Here is a 23403-nt window from a genome sequence, read left to right on the forward strand (position 1 = left end):
GTGAGAATTTGGAAATTTGAAAATGTTGCAGACTGTAATCAATTTCAAACTTACAAATTGATTAGTTATCTAGTTTTCTGTAGCCCAGTTCAGACGGTCAGCCTGATTATACTGCCAAGGCGCTGCGTTGTTTTCCACATTGGTCATCATCAGATTCAGTTCCTGTGGAGCAGCAGACTGTTCCATCACCAGGAATCTTCTCATTTCAAAAATAATGGAAAGTGGATCAAGCAATACCGGGCAGGCGTCTGTACATGCATTACATGTAGTACAAGCCCAAAGTTCTTCTTTTGTAATATAATCATTCAACAGTTTTTTTCCGTCGTCAACGAATTTTCCGTTTTGATCAATATTTCTTCCTACTTCTTCCAATCTGTCTCTGGTCTTCATCAGAATCAATCTCGGAGAAAGCTTTTTACCGGTAATATTAGCAGGACATACGGAGGTACAACGTCCGCATTCTGTACAAGAATAAGCATTAAGCAACTGTACCTGATTCAGGTCAAAGATATCTTCAGCACCAAATTTAGAAGGTACATCCGCTTCAGCACCTTCAGCCGGAGCAGCATAAGGATCTGCGTTGGGATCCATCATCAATTTGATTTCCTTCGTTACAGACTCAAGATTGTTGAATTTTCCTTTTTTATCAAGATTTGCATACCATGTACTTGGAAATGCAAGAATAATATGCAGGTGTTTTGAATAATAAAGATAGTTCATGAAGAACAGGATACCTACAAAGTGGAACCACCATGCCGCTTTTTCAGTGAACATCAAAAATCCGTTATCAAAACTGAAAATTTCTAAAAACGGAACCAATGTCATTTCACTGATCGGGAAGCTTCCATGTACTGGTAAAACACCTCTCGACTGTAAAATAAAATCTGATGCATTCATTTTAAAGAAAGCCACCATCAGGGCAAATTCAATAATCAAAATCCAGTTTGCATCATTTTTTGGCCAACCGAAAAGTTCTTTCATCGTTAATCTTTTGACGCCATAGAAATTTCTTCTGATAAAGAAAACTACCACTCCTATTACCACAAGAAGTGCCAGGACCTCTAATGTTGCTGTAAAGAAACTGTAGAATACGTGTCCGAAAACCGAAGCCAGAAAACGATGCGTCCCAAATATTCCATCAACAATGATTTCTATTAATTCGATATTAATAATCACAAAACCTACATATACAAAAAGGTGTAGAACTCCGGCAACAGGGCGTGCTGTCATTTTACTCTGTCCCATAGCAACTCGTGCCATGGTGCTCCAGCGTTCAGATTTTCTATCGTTTCTATTGATTTCGTGACCTAACCTGATATTTCTGTAGATCTTCAGCAGGCTTTTAGCAAACAGCCCGAATCCTGCCACTAATAAAATCAGGAAAATAATATTACCAATGTACTGCATAAGGTGTATTAGTCTTTGTTATTTTTACCGAAAACCGAGAAGTTGATATATCTCTTCGGGTTCGCTTTCATATCTTCGATTAATGAATTCAAGTTAGTAGAAGCCGAATTCAGGTTGTTATAAAGCTGATCGTCTTTCATAATTTTACCTAAACTTCCTTCTCCTCTGTCAATACCGCCAATCACCTGATTCAATTTTCCTACAGTTGCATCTAAATTGGCAATTGTTGAATTCAACTGTTTAGTATCAATACTTTGAGCCAAATTTCCATATTTGTCCAAAGTCACTTTTCCACTCTGCATGGTAAGGCTTGCATCGTCCAATACTTTCTGTAATTTAGGGTCATTGTGTCCCACCAGGCTGTTTACACTTCCTGCTGTAGTCTGTAATGCTCCTACTGTTTTGTTAAGATTGGATAATAAAGCTTTTATTTCAGCTCTGTTTTGAGCATCTACAAGCAGATTGGCATTGGCCATTAGAGAGTCTACTCTGTGTAGAACTACCTGCAGCTGATCTTTTACCGGACCTACCTGAGAAGAAAGACTTCCCAGTGTTCCCAGTTTGAAAGCTCCTTTCAAAGTATCTCCATCTTTGGCCGTCTGACCTCCGTATGCAAGGTTTACTCTCATTTCTTTACCAGACATTAATCCTGGTTCAAAAATTTCTAATGATGAATTTTTTGAGAATTCAAATTTATTATCTACTGTAATTTTTACGACAAAATTAATTTTCCCGTCTTTTGAAGTAAGAGGAATAATTTTATCCACCTGCCCTACTTTAAGACCGTTGATAGAAACAGCCGAAGACTGCGCCAGGCCTTCTACGTTGTCATATTTTGCGTAAAATATATTATCGGTAGTAAAAAGGCTTTTCCCTTTCATAAACTGAAACAACACCACAAAACCTACAATGGCCAGAAGTGTGATCACACCAGCTTTTAATTCTTTACTGAACTTCACTTGCTAATTTTTTTCTAATAAGCAAATATAATACATTTTAAACAAATCTTTTCCTTTATTATTCTGCGTTAAATACAAAAAAAAGCGACAAAAAATTTTGTCGCTTTTTATATTCTTGAAATGAATTTCTTAATGTTGTTGATTTCCCAGCTTATTCCAGATCTCAATTCTGAAATCTTCAATATCTGCATTGTCCTGAAGACTCTTCATCCAAGCCTGTCCGAACATCCCAGAATTTCTCTGAGTAAGAGACTCTGTAAACTGCTTAAGATCTCCAGGCTGTTTGTTTACTGTTTCTGATTTTTTGATCAAAACATAAACACCTGTTCCTCCTTCAACCGGGTTGGAAAGCTTACCTTTTGCAACACCAAATGCAGCACCGGCAACTTTAGGTTCCATTGCACCAGCAACTGAAGGGTTCAGTAGATTTACCTGAGCAGACTGTTTTGGAGCTGCAAATAATTTAGCAACCTGATCTAAACTTGAAGCTTTTGCTGCAGTAATTTTATCAGAGATTTGCTTTGCAGCCAATTTATTTTTAACTAAAACTTCGATTTGATCTCTTACAGATTCTGGATCTGCAAGACCTGCATCTTGTTTTCCGTTTAGATACACTACAATTTTATCACCTGTTCCTTCTACAGTAAATAATTCAGTATCTCCTTTTGATCTTTTCTTATCGAAAGCCCAAGTAAGGATCTCCAGATCTTTTTCAGTACCTAAGCCCTGAAGCTGACCTTCAAATCTTTTTGCTGCTTTTGGATTAGAGAACTGATAATTTCCTTTTTTAGCAATATTCACGAAATCGTTGAAAGATTTCCCCTGAACCTGCTGAATGAATTTTCTTGATTTTTTATCTGTTTCAGCCTCAGTAGCATCTGAAGGTTTGATTCCTTTCACTAGGTTGGCAACTTTATACCCCATAGATCCCGATTTCTTATCTTCAATATTGATGATATGATAACCGAATTGAGTTTCTACTACACCTGTAGCTCCTTTAGGATTGTTTGCAAGGTAAGTAAGGAATTCAGGAACGAAAGGTGTTTCAGGAGTTGTCCATCCTAGGCTACCTCCCTGTGCTGCAGAATTCGGATCGCTTGAAAGCTTAAGGAATTCTGTAAATTTAGCAGGAGTTGCTTTTACGATAGCTCCGATAGAGTCTGCTAATTTCTTAGCCTGCTCTTTAGTTCTTGTTACTCCTTGACCAGCAGGACTTCCTTTGAATGCAATAAGGATATGTCTTGACAATGTAGAGTCTGAAGCTCTTTTACCTACCAATTTAGATACTACATAAAGATCTTGCTCCTTGTAAGGACCAAAAGTTTGCCCTACTGCAGCTGTAGCAATTTGATCTTTGATCGTTGGAGGCAATTGTGCAGGATTCACATATTGTGGGTTGAATGGCGCATCAGAATTTGCCGTAACAAACATAGAGTCGTTTTTCGTATTCTGGAAGTTTTCTGTACCTCCACTTGCATCTGTACCTCCTGAATACAATTTTGTAATTTCTTTCAGCGTTGCAGCATCATCAGCTGCACTCGGTTTTGATGGAAAATATACGATACCGATATTTCTGCTTGGCTCAGCTTTGAACATTACAGGGTGATCCTTGATGTAGTTCGCAAGATCCTGTGTTGTAACATTGATCTTCGTTTTCTGAAGATACGCTGCATAATCTACTTTCACAAAGTCGATATCTGCAAGCTGATCTCTCTGCTTCATCAATTCTTCGGCTTCTTTCTTACCGGTAGTGATACCTGCTGAAATATTGGTAAACACCTGTCTTGCCATTAGTCTGTACTCAATAGTCTTTTTAGTTTTCAACCATTGATTATATCCTTCAGGATTGGTGTTTTTTAATGTTTCAATTTCTTTTTTAAGCTCTTGAGTTTTAAAATTACCTTTCTCATCAAAGAACTGTTGATTCTGAGCAAACATCTGATCGTACTGGATTTGATTCCAGAAATAATCATCAGTCATTTCAAAGCCCAATTTCTCAAACTGTTGTTTGATAAGTTTAGATTGTACAAGTAACTGCCAAGCCTGCTCTTCAAGACCGTTTTTCGGACGCCCTTGCTGATCAGCCTGTTGCTGCAACACGAAAAGCTGATCATTGAACTCTTCGCGGGTGATTTTCTCACCATTTACTTTTCCTAAAACGTCAGGATTCTTACCAAAAACCTTGTCGATACTATCGGGGTTCACCAGGAACGCCAAAAGCGCTAAGGCTATTACTCCCATTAAAAGCCAAGGCTTACTCCTAATCTGTCCTAAAATTGCCATTTTATAAATTATAGTTTTTTATCAGTTTGCGAAAATACACATTTTTAAGAAATTACAGAAACAGAACTGCTTTATTTTGATTTTTAATGTAAAGATTATCTAAAAAAGGAAATTTTGACCGTATTTTTAAGTAAAAAACAAATGGCATAAGTATTGTGCATTTTTAGAATATTATAATATGACACACGTTTTCAGAACATATTATAAAAAATCCTTTTAACGATAAAAAACGAAAATGACAATTTGTCATTCGATTGACTATGACAGAATTTGAAGATATAAGTTTAGAAGAAATGATCAGCGATGGATTTGATATCGTAGCTGAAGAAATCAATCTTTCCGACTTCGCAGAGACTGATAAAAATTCCGAACAGAAAATATTCCCGATACTTCCCGTAAGAAATATGGTTATGTTCCCTAACGTGGTAATCCCTATTACTGCCGGAAGAAAAACCTCTATACAGCTTCTTGAGGAAGCACAGAAGAACGGTGATTTTATTGGAATAGTAAGCCAGAAAAATTCGGATATGGAACAACCTTCCGAAAAAGATATTTATTCTACCGGTACATTGGCAAAGATCATTAAGATCATCAAGCTTCCGGAAGGTAATATTACTGCTATTACTAAAGGGTTCCACCGATTTAAGATTAAAAAAATCATTGAAAACCAGCCTTATTTCCGAGCAGAAATTTCAAAATTAAAAGATACACGTCCTAAAAATCAGGATGAATATGAAGCACTGTTGGAAAACATCAAAGATCTTGCTTTAAAAATTATTGAACTGGATCCTAATATTCCTAATGCTGCCAATTTTGCAATCAAAAATATTAATAATAATGATGATCTTCTGAATTTCATCTGTACAAATGCCAATTTTTCTTCCATTGCAAAACAAAAGCTTCTTGAAGAGAAAAGTCTGATGATAAGAGCCAACCAGTGCTACGAAATGATGCATGAGGATTTCAGAAAACTGGAACTGAGAAATCAGATTCATCAGAAAACCTCCAAGGATCTGGACAAACAGCAGAGAGAGTATTTTCTGAATCAGCAAATCAGAACCATTCAGGAAGAACTGGGTGGTGGCCCTGAGAGCGATGTTGAAGATCTTATTGCAAAGGCGAAAACAAAAAAATGGAACAAGGAAGTAGAAGAACATTTCCAGAAGGAAATTGGCAGACTGCAACGTCAGAATCCTAATTCTCCGGACTATAACGTACAAAGAAATTATCTGGATTTCTTTACGGATCTTCCTTGGGAGACTTATACAAAAGACATTTTTGATATTGCTAAGGCTGAAAAAGTGCTTGACAAGGCGCACTTCGGGCTTGAAGACATCAAAAAAAGAATCCTGGAGCATATGGCTGTTTTAAAATTAAAAAACAACATGAAATCTCCTATCCTTTTATTGGTAGGTCCTCCAGGTGTTGGTAAAACCTCTTTAGGAAAATCAATTGCTGATGCTTTAGGAAGAAAATATGTAAGACTATCATTAGGTGGTCTTCATGATGAGAGTGAAATCCGAGGACACAGAAAAACGTATATCGGAGCTATGGCGGGAAGAATTTTGCAGTCTATCAAAAAATCCGGCACTTCAAATCCGGTAATCGTTCTTGATGAGATTGATAAAATCGCACAGGGTCTTCATGGAGATCCAAGCTCAGCACTCTTAGAAGTTCTTGATCCTGAACAAAATAAGTCTTTTTATGATAATTTCCTTGAGATGGGTTACGATCTATCAAAAGTAATGTTCATTGCTACGGCTAACTCTCTTTCAACAATACAGACTCCTCTTTTGGACAGAACGGAGATCATTCAGATTGCCGGTTATACTTTGGAGGAAAAGATTGAGATTGCTAAAAGACATTTAATCAAGAAGCAACAGGAGGAAAATGGTCTGGATGCAAAATCATTCAAACTTGGCAATGCAGAACTTAAACATATTGTAGAAGCACATACTTCAGAAAGCGGTGTAAGAACACTGGAGAAAAGAATTGCTGCCGTTGCAAGATGGGTAGCACTACAGACTGCTTTGGTAAAGGAATATGATTCAAAAATTTCAGTAGAAAAAGTAGATGAAATTCTTGGCGTTCCAAGACCGAAAAGCTTATCCGAAATTACCGGAGTTCCTGGTGTGGTAACGGGTCTTGCCTGGACCAGTGTAGGCGGAGATATTCTTTATATTGAAAGTATCCTAAGCAACGGTAAAGGTTCTTTAACCATGACCGGAAATCTTGGAACAGTGATGAAAGAATCTGCTACGATTGCGCTGGAATATATTAAAGCAAAGCATGATGAACTGGGAATTCCTCAGGAAGAACTGGACAAGAAAAACATTCACGTTCACGTTCCGGAAGGGGCAACTCCTAAGGATGGACCTTCTGCGGGTATTGCAATGCTTACATCTATGGTATCCTCTTTCAAAAACAAAAAGATAAAACCTCACCTTGCCATGACAGGGGAAATTACACTAAGAGGAAAAGTACTTCCTGTAGGGGGAATTAAAGAAAAACTTCTTGCGGCAACAAGAGCAGGAATTAAAGATGTAATTCTTTGTGAAGCCAACAGAAAAGACGTAGAAGAGATCAAAAAGGATTATTTAAAAAACCTTAAAGTACACTATGTCAACAGAATGGAAGAGGTGATTGATATTGCCATTGAAGAATAAACAACTTATAACATATTAACTTCTCAATAAGGAAACACGTTCTGATATTCAGGGCGTGTTTCTGTTTTATTACAAAAAGCTTAGCTTTTATTATCAGGTGGAATAAAATTTGCTGAATACAAGATAATTCCGAAGGATTGAATAAAAAATTTTTCAATTCAGAGGGGTTTTCTTATTTTTATTCTACACCGCATATTTTTAGATTATGAATTTTCTTAGACTTCCTTTCCTTGTCAAGCTTACGCTTGTGGTGATTTCCATCATTGGTCTTGGCTATCTTTTGGCATTAGGACAGACTATTTTAGCTCCGTTTTTTCTTGCTTTCCTGATGGCTATGCTGTTTTTACCGGCTGCCACTTTCATGGAAAAAAAGTTAAGATTCCCAAGATCTATGTCTACAATGACTTCCGTTTTTATTATGCTGATGATTTTAGGGGGTATTATTTATTTCTTTACCAATCAGCTCTCTGATTTCAGCAAAGATCTTCCCCACCTTAAAGAACAGTTCACTACTGTTTTTAATAGTTTGCAGCACTGGGTTTCCAAAACATTCAATGTAAAAGTAGATGAACAAGTAGATTACATCAATCAGGGGCTGAATAAACTTTTGTCTTCCTCGGGAATGATTTTAGGTTTTACATTCGGTATATTCTCAACAGGATTCGGGTTTATTATATTTTTCACACTGTTTTTTATCTTTATTTTAAATTACAGAAGGCTTTTAAATAATTTTATCGTTACTGTTTTCAACGAAAGACATAAAGCAAGTGTACAGGAAGCGGTAAGTGAGATTCGTGTCATGACCAAGAAATATATCTTCGGATTATTTCTTCAGGTGGTTATCGTATCTATTTTGACTTCAACTCTTCTTACCATTTTAGGGGTAAAATATGCTATTCTTTTAGGAGTTTTAACAGGATTATTGAACGTTATTCCGTATCTGGGAATTTTTATTTCTCTTTTAATTTCCTGTTTTATAGCGTTTGCCACTACGGCTCCTTCAACGTGTATTTATGTTGCTTTCGGCTATATTGCCATTCATGCTGTAGATGGTAATATCGTATTGCCATTTGTGGTAGGCTCAAAGGTAAAAATCAATGCTTTATTTTCCTTTATTGGTATTCTTTTAGGGGAACATCTTTGGGGAATTGCAGGAATGTTCCTGTGTATTCCGGCCATTGCAATTATAAAAATCATCTGTGAAAGAGTGGAAGATCTCAAACCATGGGGAAGATTGCTCGGAGAAGAACAGAAACCTCATAAAAAGAAAAAAAGTTATAAGATATCCAAGAATATTACGCTGAAAGAAATGGACTAAGATATAAGTAATCAGTAATTGGCAATGAGTAATAATTGACATACTCGTTGCTTTGATTCTTTAAATCTTAAACTTTAAATAAAAAAAGACTGTCTTTTTCAAGACAGTCTTTTTTTATTGTATTTAAGGAAGAGCACACAAAGGACTCATTCCATTCGGACAGGTTTCTGTGCACAGAATATAAGTTTGACTATCCGGGCAGTATCCATAATCCTGCGTTGGAGTGGTTCCTCCTCCGCCACCGCCTCCTAAACAAGGATCCCCAGGTGGGATTTTACAAGGACATCCAATAGGTCCTATATCACATTTTCCGATTCCACCTCCACCTTGGATTTCTCTTAAATCTGTACGGTTTAATTTTTTAAGATTTTTCAACATAATTATTAGTTTAATTTGTAAATCAAATATAGAAAATAAAATTATTCAAAAACCAACATTAACCTATCATTAACATTAATTGTATATTTTTTATAAAAAATAAATCAATAAATCCTATTTTTATTTTACATTTGATATAAAATCATCAATCATGAAAATAATAAAATTCATTTTATGCTTACTTTTCGGGCTTATGTTTGTTAATGCCGGATTAAACAAGTTTTTTAATTATATGCCGATGGAAAAACCTACTCCGGAGCAAATGAAGCTCTTTGCTGCTTTTGGAGAAATCAGCTGGCTGATGCCATTAGTAGGGATTGTAGAAGTCATTGGCGGATTATTATTTATCTTTCCAAAAACACGAGCGCTGGGAGCCATTGTTATTTTACCTGTCATGGTAGGAATTGTGACCCACGTATTCACTATGGATAAATCTCCGATGGGAATGGGGATTGCCGGAGTAATGTTCCTGATTAATCTTTGGATGATTATTGACAACAAGGAAAAATATAAACACTTAGTTTCATAAGATGGCAGGTAATAGGTTGCAGTACCTACAACCTATTACCTGCCATCCGCTACCTCTTCCCTATACAAAGGCACTGAATCCTGTAATGGAACGCCCTACAATCAATGAATTGATTTCTTTTGTTCCTTCATAGGAATAAATAGCTTCTGCATCAGCAACAAATCTGGCTACATCGTATTCCAGCAGAATTCCGTTTCCTCCCAGTACTTCTCTTGCTCTGGAAACGATATCTCTTGTTCTAAGTGTACAGAAAACCTTAGCTAAAGAAGCATGCTCGTCTTTTAAAATTCCTTCATCCTGCATTTCGGATAATCTGAAAACCATAGTCTGCATGGCGGTAAGGTTTGACAACATTTCTACCAAATGCCCCTGAATCATCTGGAATGAAGCAATAGGCCTTCCAAACTGTTCTCTTTTTCGGGTATAATCCAATGCACTTTCGTAAGCTCCACGTGCGCAGCCTGTAGCCATCCATGCTACTCCTGCTCTGGTCATTCTCAGTACTTTTCCTGTATCTTTAAAGGAGTTGGCATTCTGCAAACGGTTTTCTTCGGTAACAAGACAGTCTTTCAATGTGATTAATCCATTCTGTACAATTCTTAAAGCCATTTTTCCTTTGATCTTTTCGACAGAATATCCAGGATTATCCTTTTCTACAATAAATCCTTTCACTTCTCCACTGTCCAGATCTCTTGCCCAGATAATGATGAGATCAGCGAAGGTAGCATTACCGATCCATTTTTTCTGACCGTTGAGAACCCAGCCTTCCGGTGTTTTTTTACAGGTTACAGTAAGTCCGCCTGCTGCTCCTGAACCTACTTCCGGCTCTGTCAACCCAAAAGCGCCTATTTTTTCAAATTTCTGCATTTGTGGAAGCCATTTTTGCTTCTGTTCTTCAGATCCGCAGATATAAATAGAACCCATTGCCAATCCGGATTGTACTCCAAAGAAAGTAGCAATAGAAGCGTCTATTCTGGCCATTTCCATCGCAATAACCCCTTCCATCAGGAAAGGCATTCCCGGGCAGCCATACCCTTCATAGGTAACCCCGCAAATATCCAGTTTCTGGAATTTTGGGATTAGCTCAAAAGGGAATTCATCCCTAAGCCAGTAGTGATTTACCAAAGGTTTTACTTCTTTTTCCATGAATGCTCTTACTTTCAACTGAATTTCACGCTGTTCAGGGGTAAGAGTGTGGTAGATATCGTAAAAATCGCCGTCAATGGGTGGAAGTTCTTTATTTTTCTTTTCCGGATCAAGCATTTTCATGAGTCCGGAAAGCTGTTTATCATCCAGTTTTGAGAAATTATGCATCAGCTTGGGCAGATCTACTTTTTGAGAAATAGCACTCAGCTGATCGAAATCTATGGATGTGAATAATCCTATTGCATTTCTGATTTTTGAAAAAGTATTTGACATAGTGATAGATTGTAGTTTTGGTTTGTAAAAGATAAGCAAAAATTGCTCCGAAAACAAAGCTCAAAGGTCAACACCGTTTTACAAAACACTCAATTTCAATAAATTAAAAGATCACATTTTATTTACAAGCTTTTTACTTTTGATTTTCAAGCGTTACAAAAGATACTGACTGAACTTTGACTTCAGGAAAACAACAAAAATCAACGCTATGAAAACTACTTACATTACATTATCTCTATCTGCTGTTCTTTTATTAGGAATTTATTCATGTAAAAAGGGAGAAGTCTCCTCTAAAGAACTTGAAGCTTATGCTACTACAGACTCTGCAGCAGTGGTTCTATCAGACAGCATCTCCTCCGTTGCAGATATGAAAGTAAAAGACAAACAATTCATCAAAACTGCGGATGTGAATATGGAAGTAAAAGATGTATATAACGCCACTATTGCCATTGAAAAATCTGTACAGGATCTTGGAGGTTTTGTTACGAATAGCAATCTTCAAAGTAACGTGGTTTCTGAAAACACCTACAATACATCCAATGAAAAGGCTATGCTGGTAAAAAAGTATCAGACTGAAAACAGAATGCAGGTACGCATTCCTACGGAAAAGCTCGGTGAACTATTAACCGCAATCAATACCAATAAATTATTTCTTAATTCTAGATCCATTAATGCGGAAGACGTGACCGCTAACATCAAATATTCTGAACTGGAAGGAAAAAGAAATCAAAAGACTTCTGAAAATATCAGCAAGCTAAAAACAAATAAGGATAAAGTAACTCTGGACGATAAAAATATGTCCGAAGGAAACCTTCAAAAGCTTTCCAGCATGAACATGACAGATGATTTGAAATACAGCACGATTGACATTTACATTAAAGAGCCTCAATTGCGCATTGCTGAAATAGCTGTCACCAACACAACAAGCATTGATAATAAATATAAATACAATTTCATTTACGATGCAAAAGATGGTTTTGTATACGGATTCTATCTGATTCAGAGAAGCATAGTGGCTCTCATCAATGTATGGCCTCTTGTACTAATTGCTGCAATAATTATCTATTTTTTAAGAAAAAGAAAAGTTTCAAAACATGCACAGCCAAAAAACCAGGAATAAAAAAGCTATCCTAACCAATTGGTTATCATCATAATTTTAGATTTTACGACCTCCTATTTCCGGGAGGTTTTTATTTTTTTTGAAAAAAACTGTAACGATTGTAATACCTGCTTTACCTACTCTTTAAAAGAACAGAAAATCAAAAAAATTAATACCATGAAAAATTTAATAAAACTTGGATTCGCAGCATTATTATCAATGAGCACCATGACCACAAAAGCACAGGATTCAAACACCGGAAAAGACAACAGCCTGCTTTGGGAAGTCTCAGGGAACGACCTCACTAAACCATCTTACATTACCGGAACTTTTCATATCTTATGCAGTAAAGATTTTGAGATTAAACCTAAGGTATTGAAAGCTCTTGAAAAATCTGACAACTTTATCATGGAAATCAATTATACAGATCCTGCTGAAATGATGTCACTGCAAAAAATGTTTCAGACCGATAAAAAAATATCAGATCAGCTCTCTCCTGAAGAAGCTAAAGAGTTGAATACCATTCTCGCCAATTACGGAACGGATCTGAAAAGCATTGATTCTTCAAGTCCTCAGGCACTTTATACCTTGCTTTCAACCAAAGCGATTCCTTGTCCCAAGACTGAAATAAAGCTTTACGAAATGGAACTTCTGCAGAAAGCAATAAAAGACAAGAAGAGCATCAAAGGACTTGAAAAAGTAGAGCATCAAATGAAAGCCATCACCAAAGCCTACGACCTGAAAAGTACCATTACCCAACTCAAAATGGATAAGGAATATGAAATATTGTTCAGACAGATGATTGAGGCTTTTAAAAATGAAAACGCACAGTCACTTTATAGTCTTTTCAAGGATGAAAGATTTATGAATGCTCAACAGGAAAAAGCAATGCTGACCGACAGAAATGAAAACTGGGTAAAAGTAATGCCGGAAATCATGAAAAAAGAAGGGTCTTTCTTTGCCGTTGGAGGTTCCCATCTTATGGGTAGAAATGGAATTATCCCTCTTTTAAAGGCAAAAGGCTATACCGTAAAACCTGTGTCAAGCTTATAATCGTAACCAAACCATGAAACTATTGTGAGTAATCCAACTGAAACTGCTTTTTTAAAGCTCGTCAACCAGCACAAAGGGATTTTATACAAAGCCTCTCGGATCTATGCAGATTCCGTAGAGGACCGGGAAGACCTTCAGCAGGAGATTCTTATCCAGCTTTGGAAATCCTACCAAAACTTCAAAGGGAACAGTGAATTTTCTACCTGGATGTATCGGGTTGCGATCAATACGGCAATTACCTATTTAAAAAAGGAAAAGCAAAGATCTACTAATCATGCAGAGGCTCCCACTCATTTTGAAGTACAGCAGGAGGATTACAATCCTACAAAAGACAGGCAGCTGGAAATTTTTTACAATGCCGTTCAGGAGCTGAACTCATTAGAAAAAGCCGTCATATTTTATTTCATGGAAGGAATGTCTCACAAAGAAATAGGAAGCAATTTAGGACTTAGTGAAGGCAATGCCCGCGTAAAACTCAACAGAACAAAAGAAAAAATACAGCAAATCATAAAAAAATCAGGCTATGAATTTTGATCAATTAAAAGAACAGTGGAATAAAGAAGACAGCGACGTCCATATTCCTGATACCATACAGCAATTAAAAGAAAGTAAACATCCTATAGAAAAGATTCAGAAAAATATGAAAAAAGAATTTCCGATGCAGATTGTTGCCATCATTCTGATCGCTTTTTTCCCTCTTCAGTTTAAATTTCCTTCTTCACAATACATTATTTACTATGTATCTTATACCATGATGGTGGTTATTTCATCATACTATCTGTTAGGATTTTATAAATTCTACAAACAGACAGAGCTCTATACCGGAAATACCAAAAACAGCCTTTGGAAAATATACCACGAACTACGTCTGAATATGGAACGATACCAGTCTTTTGGATTTTTGCTGCTTCCTCATTTTCTGGTAACAATAGGGCTTTTCATTTATAACACAATGGAAGAGCAGGGGAAATCTCTAGCAGAACTCACCTCTTCTCATCAGCAGGGATTAATTATTGCCGTGCTTATAGGAACCTTAGGGATTATAACAAGCATTGTTCTCTGGACAAAATACATCTATGGAAGAAGTGCCAAACAATTGGAAAAGATTCTGAACGAAATGGAAGAATAAAATCTTAAATTCTTATCACCAAACACTTTTTATACAACCTCAGATCAACTCTGGGGTTTTGTTTTTTAAAAAAATGTTATTTCTCGTCTTCAAATTTATCTGAGGTTTTATTTTTCCGTAAATTTGCAAATCAGAAATAAATGATTACGGATTGTCAGTTATTTTTAGTCCTGCACATCATTTTCTGAGAGATAAAAATTCTGCAATATGCTATCAAAAATAAATCCAACACAAACTAACAGCTGGAAGGCACTTGACGAACACTTCGGGGGGAACGATTTTGATCTTAGAACCCTTTTCCAATATAACCCGAACCGTTTTAACGAGTTTTCCCTTCAAAAGGACAACTACCTTTTTGATTATTCTAAAAATTTAATTGATTCCAGAACAAAGGATCTTTTACTACAATTGGCAGAAGAAAGCCAGCTAAAAGATGCTATTTCCAAAATGTTCTCAGGAGATAAAATCAATGAAACGGAAGGAAGAGCCGTATTACACACTGCATTAAGAGATTTTTCTGACCGTGAAATTATTGTAGACGGGGAAAACATCAAACCACAGATCAAGAGAGTTCTTGAACATATGAAATCTTTTTCTGAAAAAGTAATTTCAGGAGAGCATAAAGGTTTCAGCGGAAAAGAAATTACAGATGTAGTGAACATCGGGATTGGAGGATCAGATTTGGGTCCTGTAATGGTTTGTTCTGCTTTGAAGCATTTTAAAACAAGATTAAACGCTCACTTTGTTTCCAACGTGGACGGAAATCATATCGCAGAAGTAGTGAAGAATTTAAATCCTGAAACTACTTTATTCATCATTGCTTCCAAAACATTTACCACTCAGGAAACAATGACCAATGCCAACTCTGCTAAAGACTGGTTCCTGAAAGCTGGAAAACAGGAAGATGTAGCGAAGCATTTCGTTGCTTTATCTACTAATATTGAAGAAGTTAAAAAGTTCGGAATCGCGGAAGAAAATATTTTCGAGTTCTGGGATTGGGTAGGCGGAAGGTACTCTCTTTGGAGTGCTATCGGATTAAGTATTGTACTTTCTGTAGGATATGAAAACTTCGAACAGCTTCTAAGAGGTGCTTTTGATACTGATCAGCATTTTCAGACTGCAGATTTCTCAGAAAACGTTCCTGTATTAATGGGACTTTTGGGAATCTGGTACCGCAATTTCTATGCAGCTACTACCTATGCGATCTTACCTTATTCTCAATATCTGGACAGATTCGCTGCTTATCTGCAACAGGGAGATATGGAAAGTAACGGAAAATGTGTAGACAGAAACGGAGAATTTGTAGAATATGAAACAGGACCTATCATCTGGGGAGAGCCTGGTACAAATGGTCAGCACGCATTCTATCAATTAATCCACCAAGGAACAGAATTGATTCCGGCAGATTTTATTGCTTACACAAAGAGCCCGAACAAAGTTTCGGATCACCAGGATAAATTATTAGCAAACTTTTTCGCTCAGACTGAAGCACTAGCCTTCGGAAAATTGGAAGAGGAAGTTGAAAATGAACTTAGAAAGTCCGGTAAATCTGACGAAGAAATAGACAGACTGCTTAATTTCAAAGTCTTTCACGGAAACACTCCGACTAACTCTATATTATTCAAAGAATTAACTCCTTTTTCATTAGGTCAGCTGATTGCTTTATATGAACACAAAATTTTCGTTCAGGGAGTAATCTGGAATATTTTCAGCTTTGACCAATTTGGAGTGGAATTAGGAAAAGTATTAGCCAATAAAATCCTTCCTGAATTGGAGAACAATGAAGCAATAAGCTCTCATGACAGTTCTACCAATGGATTGATCAATTACTATAAAGAAAATAAATAGCAGATGTCTGCATTAAGATCATATTATTATAAACTACCTCCCGGTTTTAGACTTTTAGGAAGAAAAATTTTTTATTTTCCTATAGATCTTTATGAAGGAATCATTGGAAAAAGGGCTAAAAATGAGCCTAAAAAGGGAGATATTTATGTAGGGGGCAGTGACTTTATTCCTCATGGGATCCGACAGATGAATGCATTGAAAAAATACATTTCACTCGGCAATACAGATCATGTATTGGATATCGGATGCGGAATTGGAAGAACCGCTGTAGCTTTAACCGGATTTATTGACAAAGGAACTTATGATGGGTTTGATGCTGTTGCCAAAGGAATTTCCTGGTGTGATAAGCACATTCACAGCAAGTATCCTAATTTCAATTTTAAATTCACCCCAATCTATAATGATTTGTATAATACTTTCAGTCAAAAGGCTGAGAATTTTACATTTCCTTATGAAAATGCGTTGTTTGATAAAGCTTTTCTGTTCTCGGTTTTTACTCACATGCAAATCCCCGAGATCAAACAGTATTTGAAAGAAATAAGCAGGGTCTTAAAAAATGACGGACAATGCTTAGCCACATTTTTTCTCTATGATGATGATAAAACTGAAGCGGGCAGCATGCATTTTCCTCATCAATATGAAGGTTATAAATTAATGGATGATCAGGTAACTGCGGCAAACATTGCTGTAAGTATACCATTACTGAATCAAATGGCTAATGAAGCCGGACTGAAAGTAACCACAATAAAAGGAGGTTTCTGGAGAAATGATGTAAAGAAAGAAGGGGCTGATGAATTTCAGGATATCGTTGTATTCAATAAAATCTAAATAAAAGTAAAAAAGTAAAAATGGCAGAAATTCTTGACGGACTTAAAGTATCCAAAGAAATTAAAGCAGAGATCAAGGTTGAAGTAGAAAAGATTCTCGCAAGCAAAAGAAGAGCACCTCATTTGGTTGCTATTCTTGTAGGAAATAATGGAGCAAGCAAAGCTTACGTAAATGCTAAAGTGAAAGACTGTGAGGAAGTAGGATTTCAATCCAGCTTAGTCAAATTTCCAAGTACAGTTTCGGAATCTGAACTATTGGAAAAAATTGATGAACTTAATAAATCTAAAGCAGTGGACGGATTTATCGTTCAGTTGCCTCTACCAGACCAGATTGATCAGGAAAAAATTATCAATGCAATTGATCCAAGAAAAGACGTGGATGGTTTCCACCCTGAAAACTTCGGAAAAATGGCGCTTGAGATGGATACTTTCTTACCAGCAACTCCTTTCGGTATTTTAACATTATTGGAAAGATATAATATTGAAACCAAAGGAAAAGACTGTGTAATTATCGGAAGAAGTAAAATTGTAGGAAGACCAATGAGTATCCTGATGGGAAGAAAAGATTTCCCTGGAAACTCTACTGTTACCCTTACACACTCATACACAAAAGACATCGAAGAATATACAAGAAAAGCAGATATCGTAATTACCGCTTTGGGAGATCCTCATTTCTTAAAAGGAAATATGATCAAAGAAGGAGCAGTAATCGTAGACGTGGGTATTACAAGAGTAGATAATGACTCTCCAAAAGGATATTACCTTGCAGGTGACGTAGATTTTGACAGCTGTGCAGAAAAAGCAAGCTGGATTACTCCGGTACCTGGAGGAGTAGGCCCAATGACAAGAGCAATGTTGATGAAAAACACCATCATTGCTTACAAAACTTCGGTCTATAACGACTAATTTTAAAATGAATAAAGAAGAAGATATTTTATTAAAAGAAGGTAAAATGCTCCCTGTAATGGAGCATTTTTACACTTTACAGGGAGAAGGAGCTCATACCGGAAAAGCAGCTTATTTTATCAGGCTGGGAGGCTGCGATGTAGGGTGCCACTGGTGCGATGTAAAAGAAAGCTGGGATCCGGAACTTCATCCTCTGATGAATACAGTAGAAATTGCAGAAATGGCTGCAAAACATTGTAAAACGATCGTTCTTACGGGTGGGGAGCCTTTGATGTGGAACTTAGACATCCTGACTTCCAGACTGAAAGAGCTGGGGTGTACCGTGCATATCGAAACTTCAGGGGCTTATCCTATGAGTGGACAGCTGGACTGGATCACTCTTTCGCCGAAGAAAACAGGACTGCCTAAAGAAGAAATTTATCAAAAAGCCCATGAACTTAAAGTGATTATCTTCAATCAGCATGACTTTACTTTTGCACAGGAACAGGCAGCAAAAGTTTCTGAAAACTGTAAGCTTTATCTTCAAAGCGAATGGAGCAAGAGAGATAATATGTATCCTCAGATCACAGATTTCATTCTTGCACATCCGGAATGGCAGGCTTCCGTTCAGACCCACAAATATCTGAATATACCATAAAAAAACGTAAATTAGCTGGTCTTACCGTTAGAATACCGATAGATGCAGAGAATTCGATACTCCAGATACCTGAAATCGATCATTATGTTGCTTGACCTCATGGTTATTGCATCTATCTTCATATTCTTTTTTATAAGCAGAAACGAAAGTTTAACATATGATAAAGAAACCTGGTACCAGAATACTTTTTCTCTGATTCTGTTGTTTTTGTTCTGGGTGCTTCTAAGCGGTAGGACAAAAATCTACAATATTCCGAGAAACCTTACATATACACTGTTTCTTGAACGCCTCTTAATCCATTTCCTCTTTTTCATACTTGGCGTTCTGCTTATAGGAAAGGTAAGTAATAATGTATTTTTCAATTCGGATATCTATTGGCTTTCTCTTTATCTGTTTATTTTTATCTTTCTCGCGAAATCGTTGATCTATTTCGCCATCAAGTATTTACGATCACTAGGAGCCAATTATAGAAATGTAATGTTTTTAGGAGATCATCAGTCTACGGAGATCCTGAAGAATATCTTCATAGATCGTAAAGACTATGGATACAGGATATTTGAATATGAAAGCTCAAACATCAATATCAATGAATTGGTTACTTTCTGGAAGAAAAACGGAATTCACACCCTTTTTCTATCTATGGAAAACTCTTATGATGAACGGCTTGAAAATGAAATTTTCAAATTGGCAGAGGATCATAAGATTCATATTTCACTGATTCCAAGTATCACACAAAGTGATTTTTTCCTGTATGATCTTGGATATATACAAACCCAGCCGGTACTTAACCAGGCAAGATATTCACTGGACTATTACTCTAATTTTCTGATGAAAAGAACTTTTGACATTTTCTTTTCGGTTATTATACTGGTTTTAGTCTGCTCATGGGTATTTCCTATTATTGCAATTTTAATTAAGACAACATCCAAAGGCCCTGTATTTTTCCTTCAGAAAAGATATGGTTTCCATGAAGAAGTATTCAATTGTCTTAAATTCAGAACAATGGTTGTGAATGATGAGTCTACTACTAAAACAACATCGGTAAATGATTCCAGAATTACCAAAGTGGGAAAATTTTTAAGAAAAACCAGTCTTGATGAACTTCCGCAATTCATTAATGTATTAAAAGGTGAAATGTCTGTAGTAGGCCCTCGTCCCCATATGCTTTCGGTAGATAATTATTATAAACCGAAAATCGGGAGATACAGCTTAAGAAGCATGGTAAGCCCCGGCATCACAGGATTAGCACAGGTAAACGGACTGCGTGGTGACTTTGGAGACGTGGAAGTAGAAATGAAAAAAAGGGTTCTGGCAGATGCCTTCTATGTAAGAAACTGGAGTTTTGTACTTGATCTTGTAATTATTTTAAAAACCGTTTTATTGGTGATAGGCGGAGATAAAAATGCAAAATAAAGAACAAAGCAAGGCCAATATTCAAATAATTTTAACACAAAACTATGCTTTAGTCTTATTCTCGACTCTAGCCCAATTCAATAAAAAAGTCTAATTTAGCACTATGTTAAAAAAGTTTTTCACAGCCATAGGGGAATACATGATCCTCTTAGGGAAATCCCTGCAGAAGCCTCAGAAAATGAGAGTGTTCTGGAAGCTGTTTATGAGAGAAATTAATGATTTGGGAGTAAATTCTTTCGGACTTGTCATCTTCACGTCTATCTTCGTGGGAGCTGTAGTAGCCATTCAGATGTTCAATAACTTTGATGCTTCTTCCTTTCCTATCCCCCCTTCATTTGTAGGATATGCTACGAAAGCGGTTCTTGTTTTAGAATTCGCACCTACTATTATCAGTTTGATTCTGGCAGGTAAAGTAGGTTCATATATTGCGTCCAGTATTGGAACAATGAGGGTATCCGAACAGATTGACGCGTTGGATATTATGGGAGTAAACTCACCCAATTTCCTGATATTTCCAAAAATCATTGCCTGTATGCTTTTTAATCCTCTTCTTATTGCCATCAGTATTGTATTTGGTATTGGCGGGGGGTATATTGCCGGGATTTTAACTGGAAACTGGACAGAAAATGATTACATCGTTGGTATTCAAATGTATATGCCTAATTTATTCATTTACTATGCCTTTACCAAAACAATCGTTTTTGCCTTTATCATTGCTACTGTACCGTCTTATTTCGGATACAATGTAAAAGGAGGGTCGCTGGAAGTAGGTAGAGCCAGTACACAGGCTGTGGTATGGACAATGGTATTTATTATCATTTCCGAGTTAATTTTAACCCAATTAATATTAAGCTAATGATTGAGGTAAAAGATCTTAAGAAAAGTTTTGATGATGTTGAAGTACTTAAGGGAATTTCAACTTCATTTGATAAAGGAAAAGTAAACTTAATCATTGGGCAGAGTGGATCTGGAAAAACCGTTTTTTTAAAAAGTTTATTGAATGTTTATATGCCGTCTTCCGGTGAAATTTTATTTGACGGACGGAATGTAAACACCATGAACAGGGAAGAAAAACAACATCTCCGTTCAGAAATCGGGACAGTATTCCAGGGAAGTGCTTTATTCGACTCCTTAACGGTGGAAGAAAATATTATGTTCCCTCTTGATATGTTTACCAATCTCACCTACAGAGAGAAAAAGAAAAGGGTTTTTGAAGTAATAGGAAGAGTACATCTTGATAAAGCGGACAGAAAATACCCTTCCGAAATCTCAGGAGGAATGCAGAAAAGGGTGGCTATTGCCAGAGCTATTGTCAACAATCCCAAATATCTGTTCTGTGATGAACCCAATTCCGGGCTAGATCCTTACACATCGAAGATCATTGATGATCTTCTTTACGAAATCACAAAAGAATATAATACAACCACCATCATCAATACACACGATATGAACTCTGTGATGACGATTGGCGAGAAAATTGTATACCTACGACTGGGAATCAAAGAATGGGAAGGGAACAAAGACATTCTTATTACCGCAGGCAATAAAAATCTGATTGATTTCGTTTATTCTTCAGAACTGTTTAAAGAACTGAGAGAATATTTACTTGAGAATAATAAAACGATTGAAAATACAAATACAAAAATAGACGATAATGAAAAAGGTACTTAGTATAGCGTTATTAGGGTTTTCAATGTGGGCTTCTGCACAGATCTCACTGGCAGGTAAAGCCAACATCATTTTTCCAACTGGCTCTCCTTCATGGTCCAATATTAAAGGAACAGTGAATGACGCTATTGATGGAAAAGGGAAAAACAATGTTGGTTTCAATGTAGGACTTTCATTAAAGGTAGGTCTTCCTACTTCATTGTTTGTGATGCCGGAGATCTATTATACTCATTTCAAAAACGAATTCACTACGGAGAATACTACTTTTGATGTAAAAAGCAACCGTATAGATGTTCCTGTTCTTTTAGGATACAACCTTTTAGGAAATATGCTGGGAGTTTTTGTAGGACCTGTGGGAAGTTTTAACTTAAACAAGGACAATACTTACAACGACTTTAAAGAGAATGCTAAAAATGACTTTACAGTAGGATATCAGTTTGGTGCTCAGCTTGAAATCAAAAAGTTTCTTGTCAATGCAAGATATGAGGGTGCTTTCAGTAAAGACGAAAGAAATTTTATCAACAAAGTTTCCGGTTCGGAAATCAGATATGATAACAGACCTAACCTGTTTATGGTAGGTTTAGGATATAAATTCTAAATTAAATTTCGAAAATAACAACTTTAAACCCTCAAATTTAAATTTGAGGGTTTTTATTTTGTTCTTCAAGCTCAGCCTGGCGTTTTGCAATTTCTGCAGCTTGCTTTTCAAGCTCTTCTTTGTCTTTCTGCAGCTGTTTGAATTCTTTTTTCTTCTGTTCCGCTTTCATAGCGCTTCCTTTGCTCAGATATCCTACCATTCCCCCAATGATAAGTCCTATTCCAACTCCAGCCATCATTCCCATAATGTGGGAAATTTTTATTTGTTCTACGGCAAAATCAGTTGTAAGATAAAAAAGCAATGCAGAAACGGCTAAAAGTATAAGTCCGGTAATTGATAAACTCTTCATAATATTGTGTTTAGGTGGTTACATAAAAAAGCCTTACCAAATTTACTAAAAATTTAATAAGGCTTTATTCAAGATTAAAATTCTAATTATATTTTTCCTCCCGCAGCCTTATAATATTCTAAAGCTTTCGGAAGATCCTTATTAATATCTGAAATTCTTGTTTCCGGGTTAGGGTGGGTAGATAAGAACTCAGGTTGTCTTGATCCTGTAGATGCTGCTTCCATTCTGTTCCAGAAAGGAATTGCTGCTCTCGGGTCATATCCTGCCATAGACATCAGGTAAAGCCCCATTTCATCAGCTTCAGATTCCTGACCTCTTCCGTATTTCAATAAAGCAACCTGTGAACCGATAGGATATACCTTCTGGAAAACACTTGCCCATTGTGAATTTGAAATTGTTCCTCCAAGGATAGCACCTCCATACTGAGCTACCATTGCTTGTGAAATTCTTTCATTTCCGTGGCCTGCCAATGCGTGAGAAACTTCATGTCCCATTACTACGGCAAGTCCGTTGTCGTCTTTTGTTACCGGTAATATTCCGGTATAAACTGCTACTTTACCACCAGGCATACACCAGGCATTCAACTCGGTGCTCTGCAGAAGATTAAATTCCCAGTTGTAGCTGGCAAGATCTGCTGATCTTCCTATACTCTGATAATATCTTTCCGCCGCACTTTTGATTCTGTTTCCTACATTTACCACTCTCTTTGCATCTGCCGTACCGGTAATCACTTTACCTTTAGACAATGTCGTCTTGTATTCCTGAGAAGACATCGTTAAAATCTCCGAATTGTTGGCCAGCTGTAAAGAAGACCTTCCTGTAATCGGGTTTGTAGTACAGGCAACAGCCGAAAGAGCAATAGCCCCCATTCCTAATAGATGTGTAACTTTCATAGTTTGTGTGTTATTAACTCAACC

The 23403-nt window shown here is 36.7% G+C and carries 22 protein-coding genes; 15 read left to right on the top strand and 7 right to left on the bottom strand.

The genetic code is table 11. From position 1 onward, the window contains the following. Nucleotides 1-69: 69 nt before the first annotated feature. From CQ046_RS17380 to CQ046_RS17390, 3 genes are all read right to left on the bottom strand, one after another. Nucleotides 70-1407, bottom strand: coding sequence for a (Fe-S)-binding protein (locus CQ046_RS17380; RefSeq protein WP_105703491.1), 1338 nt, complete (start codon nt 1405-1407; stop codon nt 70-72). An 8-nt stretch (nt 1408-1415) separates the two neighbouring features. Continuing rightward, a complete protein-coding gene (locus CQ046_RS17385; RefSeq protein WP_105703492.1) occupies nt 1416-2366 on the bottom strand; it encodes an MlaD family protein in 951 nt (316 codons plus the stop codon). Nucleotides 2367-2495: 129 nt separating this feature from the next. Beyond that, nucleotides 2496-4649 carry a SurA N-terminal domain-containing protein gene (locus tag CQ046_RS17390; RefSeq protein ID WP_105703493.1) on the bottom strand — a complete coding sequence of 718 codons (2154 nt, stop codon included), beginning with the start codon at nt 4647-4649 and terminating at the stop codon, nt 2496-2498. Nucleotides 4650-4909: 260 nt separating this feature from the next. On the opposite strand from CQ046_RS17390, the gene lon reads away from it, so the two are divergent. Together lon and CQ046_RS17400 are read left to right on the top strand one after the other, a co-directional pair. Continuing rightward, nucleotides 4910-7315 carry an endopeptidase La gene (gene lon, locus CQ046_RS17395; protein ID WP_105703494.1) on the top strand — a complete coding sequence of 802 codons (2406 nt, stop codon included), beginning with the start codon at nt 4910-4912 and terminating at the stop codon, nt 7313-7315. 205 nt (nt 7316-7520) lie between these two features. After that, complete coding sequence (locus CQ046_RS17400; protein WP_105703495.1) at nt 7521-8633, top strand: AI-2E family transporter; 1113 nt, start codon at nt 7521-7523, stop codon at nt 8631-8633. A 123-nt stretch (nt 8634-8756) separates the two neighbouring features. Here the strand turns inward: CQ046_RS17400 and CQ046_RS17405 are convergent, their stop codons facing one another. Next, nucleotides 8757-9011 (bottom strand): bacteriocin-like protein, encoded by a 255-nt coding sequence (locus CQ046_RS17405; protein ID WP_105703496.1) that lies wholly within the window; start codon nt 9009-9011, stop codon nt 8757-8759. Nucleotides 9012-9162: 151 nt separating this feature from the next. On the opposite strand from CQ046_RS17405, the gene CQ046_RS17410 reads away from it, so the two are divergent. Beyond that, nucleotides 9163-9540: a DoxX family protein gene (locus CQ046_RS17410; protein ID WP_105703497.1), complete on the top strand. Its 378-nt coding sequence runs from the start codon at nt 9163-9165 to the stop codon at nt 9538-9540. 60 nt (nt 9541-9600) lie between these two features. Here CQ046_RS17410 and CQ046_RS17415 read toward each other — a convergent pair whose 3' ends face one another. After that, on the bottom strand, nt 9601-10959 hold the full coding sequence (locus CQ046_RS17415) for an acyl-CoA dehydrogenase family protein (protein WP_105703498.1): 1359 nt from the start codon (nt 10957-10959) through the stop codon (nt 9601-9603). Nucleotides 10960-11167: 208 nt separating this feature from the next. Here CQ046_RS17415 and CQ046_RS17420 point away from each other — a divergent pair, with 208 nt between their 5' ends. From CQ046_RS17420 to CQ046_RS17475, 12 genes are all read left to right on the top strand, one after another. Next, on the top strand, nt 11168-12079 hold the full coding sequence (locus CQ046_RS17420) for a DUF4349 domain-containing protein (RefSeq protein ID WP_105703499.1): 912 nt from the start codon (nt 11168-11170) through the stop codon (nt 12077-12079). Nucleotides 12080-12235: 156 nt separating this feature from the next. Continuing rightward, on the top strand, nt 12236-13111 hold the full coding sequence (locus tag CQ046_RS17425) for a TraB/GumN family protein (protein WP_105703500.1): 876 nt from the start codon (nt 12236-12238) through the stop codon (nt 13109-13111). Between the two features lie 99 nt (nt 13112-13210). Further along, a complete protein-coding gene (locus CQ046_RS17430) occupies nt 13211-13645 on the top strand; it encodes an RNA polymerase sigma factor (RefSeq protein ID WP_410493691.1) in 435 nt (144 codons plus the stop codon). Next, a complete protein-coding gene (locus tag CQ046_RS17435; RefSeq protein WP_105703502.1) occupies nt 13635-14240 on the top strand; it encodes a hypothetical protein in 606 nt (201 codons plus the stop codon). Before CQ046_RS17430 ends, CQ046_RS17435 begins: the two co-directional genes overlap by 11 nt. 207 nt (nt 14241-14447) lie before the next feature. Further along, nucleotides 14448-16088 (top strand): glucose-6-phosphate isomerase, encoded by a 1641-nt coding sequence (gene pgi, locus CQ046_RS17440; protein WP_105703503.1) that lies wholly within the window; start codon nt 14448-14450, stop codon nt 16086-16088. A 3-nt stretch (nt 16089-16091) separates the two neighbouring features. Continuing rightward, complete coding sequence (locus CQ046_RS17445) at nt 16092-16916, top strand: class I SAM-dependent methyltransferase (protein ID WP_105703504.1); 825 nt, start codon at nt 16092-16094, stop codon at nt 16914-16916. A gap of 20 nt (nt 16917-16936) precedes the next feature. After that, a complete protein-coding gene (locus CQ046_RS17450; RefSeq protein ID WP_105703505.1) occupies nt 16937-17821 on the top strand; it encodes a bifunctional 5,10-methylenetetrahydrofolate dehydrogenase/5,10-methenyltetrahydrofolate cyclohydrolase in 885 nt (294 codons plus the stop codon). A 7-nt stretch (nt 17822-17828) separates the two neighbouring features. Next, complete coding sequence (locus tag CQ046_RS17455) at nt 17829-18458, top strand: 7-carboxy-7-deazaguanine synthase QueE (RefSeq protein ID WP_105703506.1); 630 nt, start codon at nt 17829-17831, stop codon at nt 18456-18458. A gap of 42 nt (nt 18459-18500) precedes the next feature. Beyond that, the gene (locus CQ046_RS17460) at nt 18501-19871 is read left to right on the top strand and encodes an exopolysaccharide biosynthesis polyprenyl glycosylphosphotransferase (RefSeq protein WP_105703507.1); all 1371 of its coding nucleotides are present in this window, start codon (nt 18501-18503) and stop codon (nt 19869-19871) included. Between the two features lie 103 nt (nt 19872-19974). Next, entirely contained in the window at nt 19975-20727 is a 753-nt protein-coding gene (locus CQ046_RS17465; RefSeq protein WP_105703508.1) for an MlaE family ABC transporter permease, read from the top strand. Next, nucleotides 20727-21542, top strand: a complete 816-nt coding sequence (locus CQ046_RS17470) for an ABC transporter ATP-binding protein (RefSeq protein WP_105703509.1) — start codon at nt 20727-20729, stop codon at nt 21540-21542. The genes CQ046_RS17465 and CQ046_RS17470 overlap by 1 nt, the downstream gene beginning before the upstream one ends. Next, nucleotides 21526-22137, top strand: a complete 612-nt coding sequence (locus CQ046_RS17475) for an outer membrane beta-barrel protein (protein ID WP_105703510.1) — start codon at nt 21526-21528, stop codon at nt 22135-22137. Before CQ046_RS17470 ends, CQ046_RS17475 begins: the two co-directional genes overlap by 17 nt. Before the next feature lie 37 nt (nt 22138-22174). On the opposite strand, the gene CQ046_RS17480 is transcribed toward CQ046_RS17475, so the two are convergent. Together CQ046_RS17480 and CQ046_RS17485 are read right to left on the bottom strand one after the other, a co-directional pair. Then, nucleotides 22175-22486: a hypothetical protein gene (locus tag CQ046_RS17480; RefSeq protein WP_105703511.1), complete on the bottom strand. Its 312-nt coding sequence runs from the start codon at nt 22484-22486 to the stop codon at nt 22175-22177. Between the two features lie 86 nt (nt 22487-22572). After that, entirely contained in the window at nt 22573-23379 is an 807-nt protein-coding gene (locus CQ046_RS17485; RefSeq protein ID WP_105703512.1) for a M48 family metallopeptidase, read from the bottom strand. Nucleotides 23380-23403 lie beyond the last annotated feature (24 nt).

Origin of the sequence: Chryseobacterium sp. MYb7 (genome assembly GCF_002979455.1) — a bacterium.
Taxonomy (GTDB): Bacteria; Bacteroidota; Bacteroidia; order Flavobacteriales; family Weeksellaceae; genus Chryseobacterium.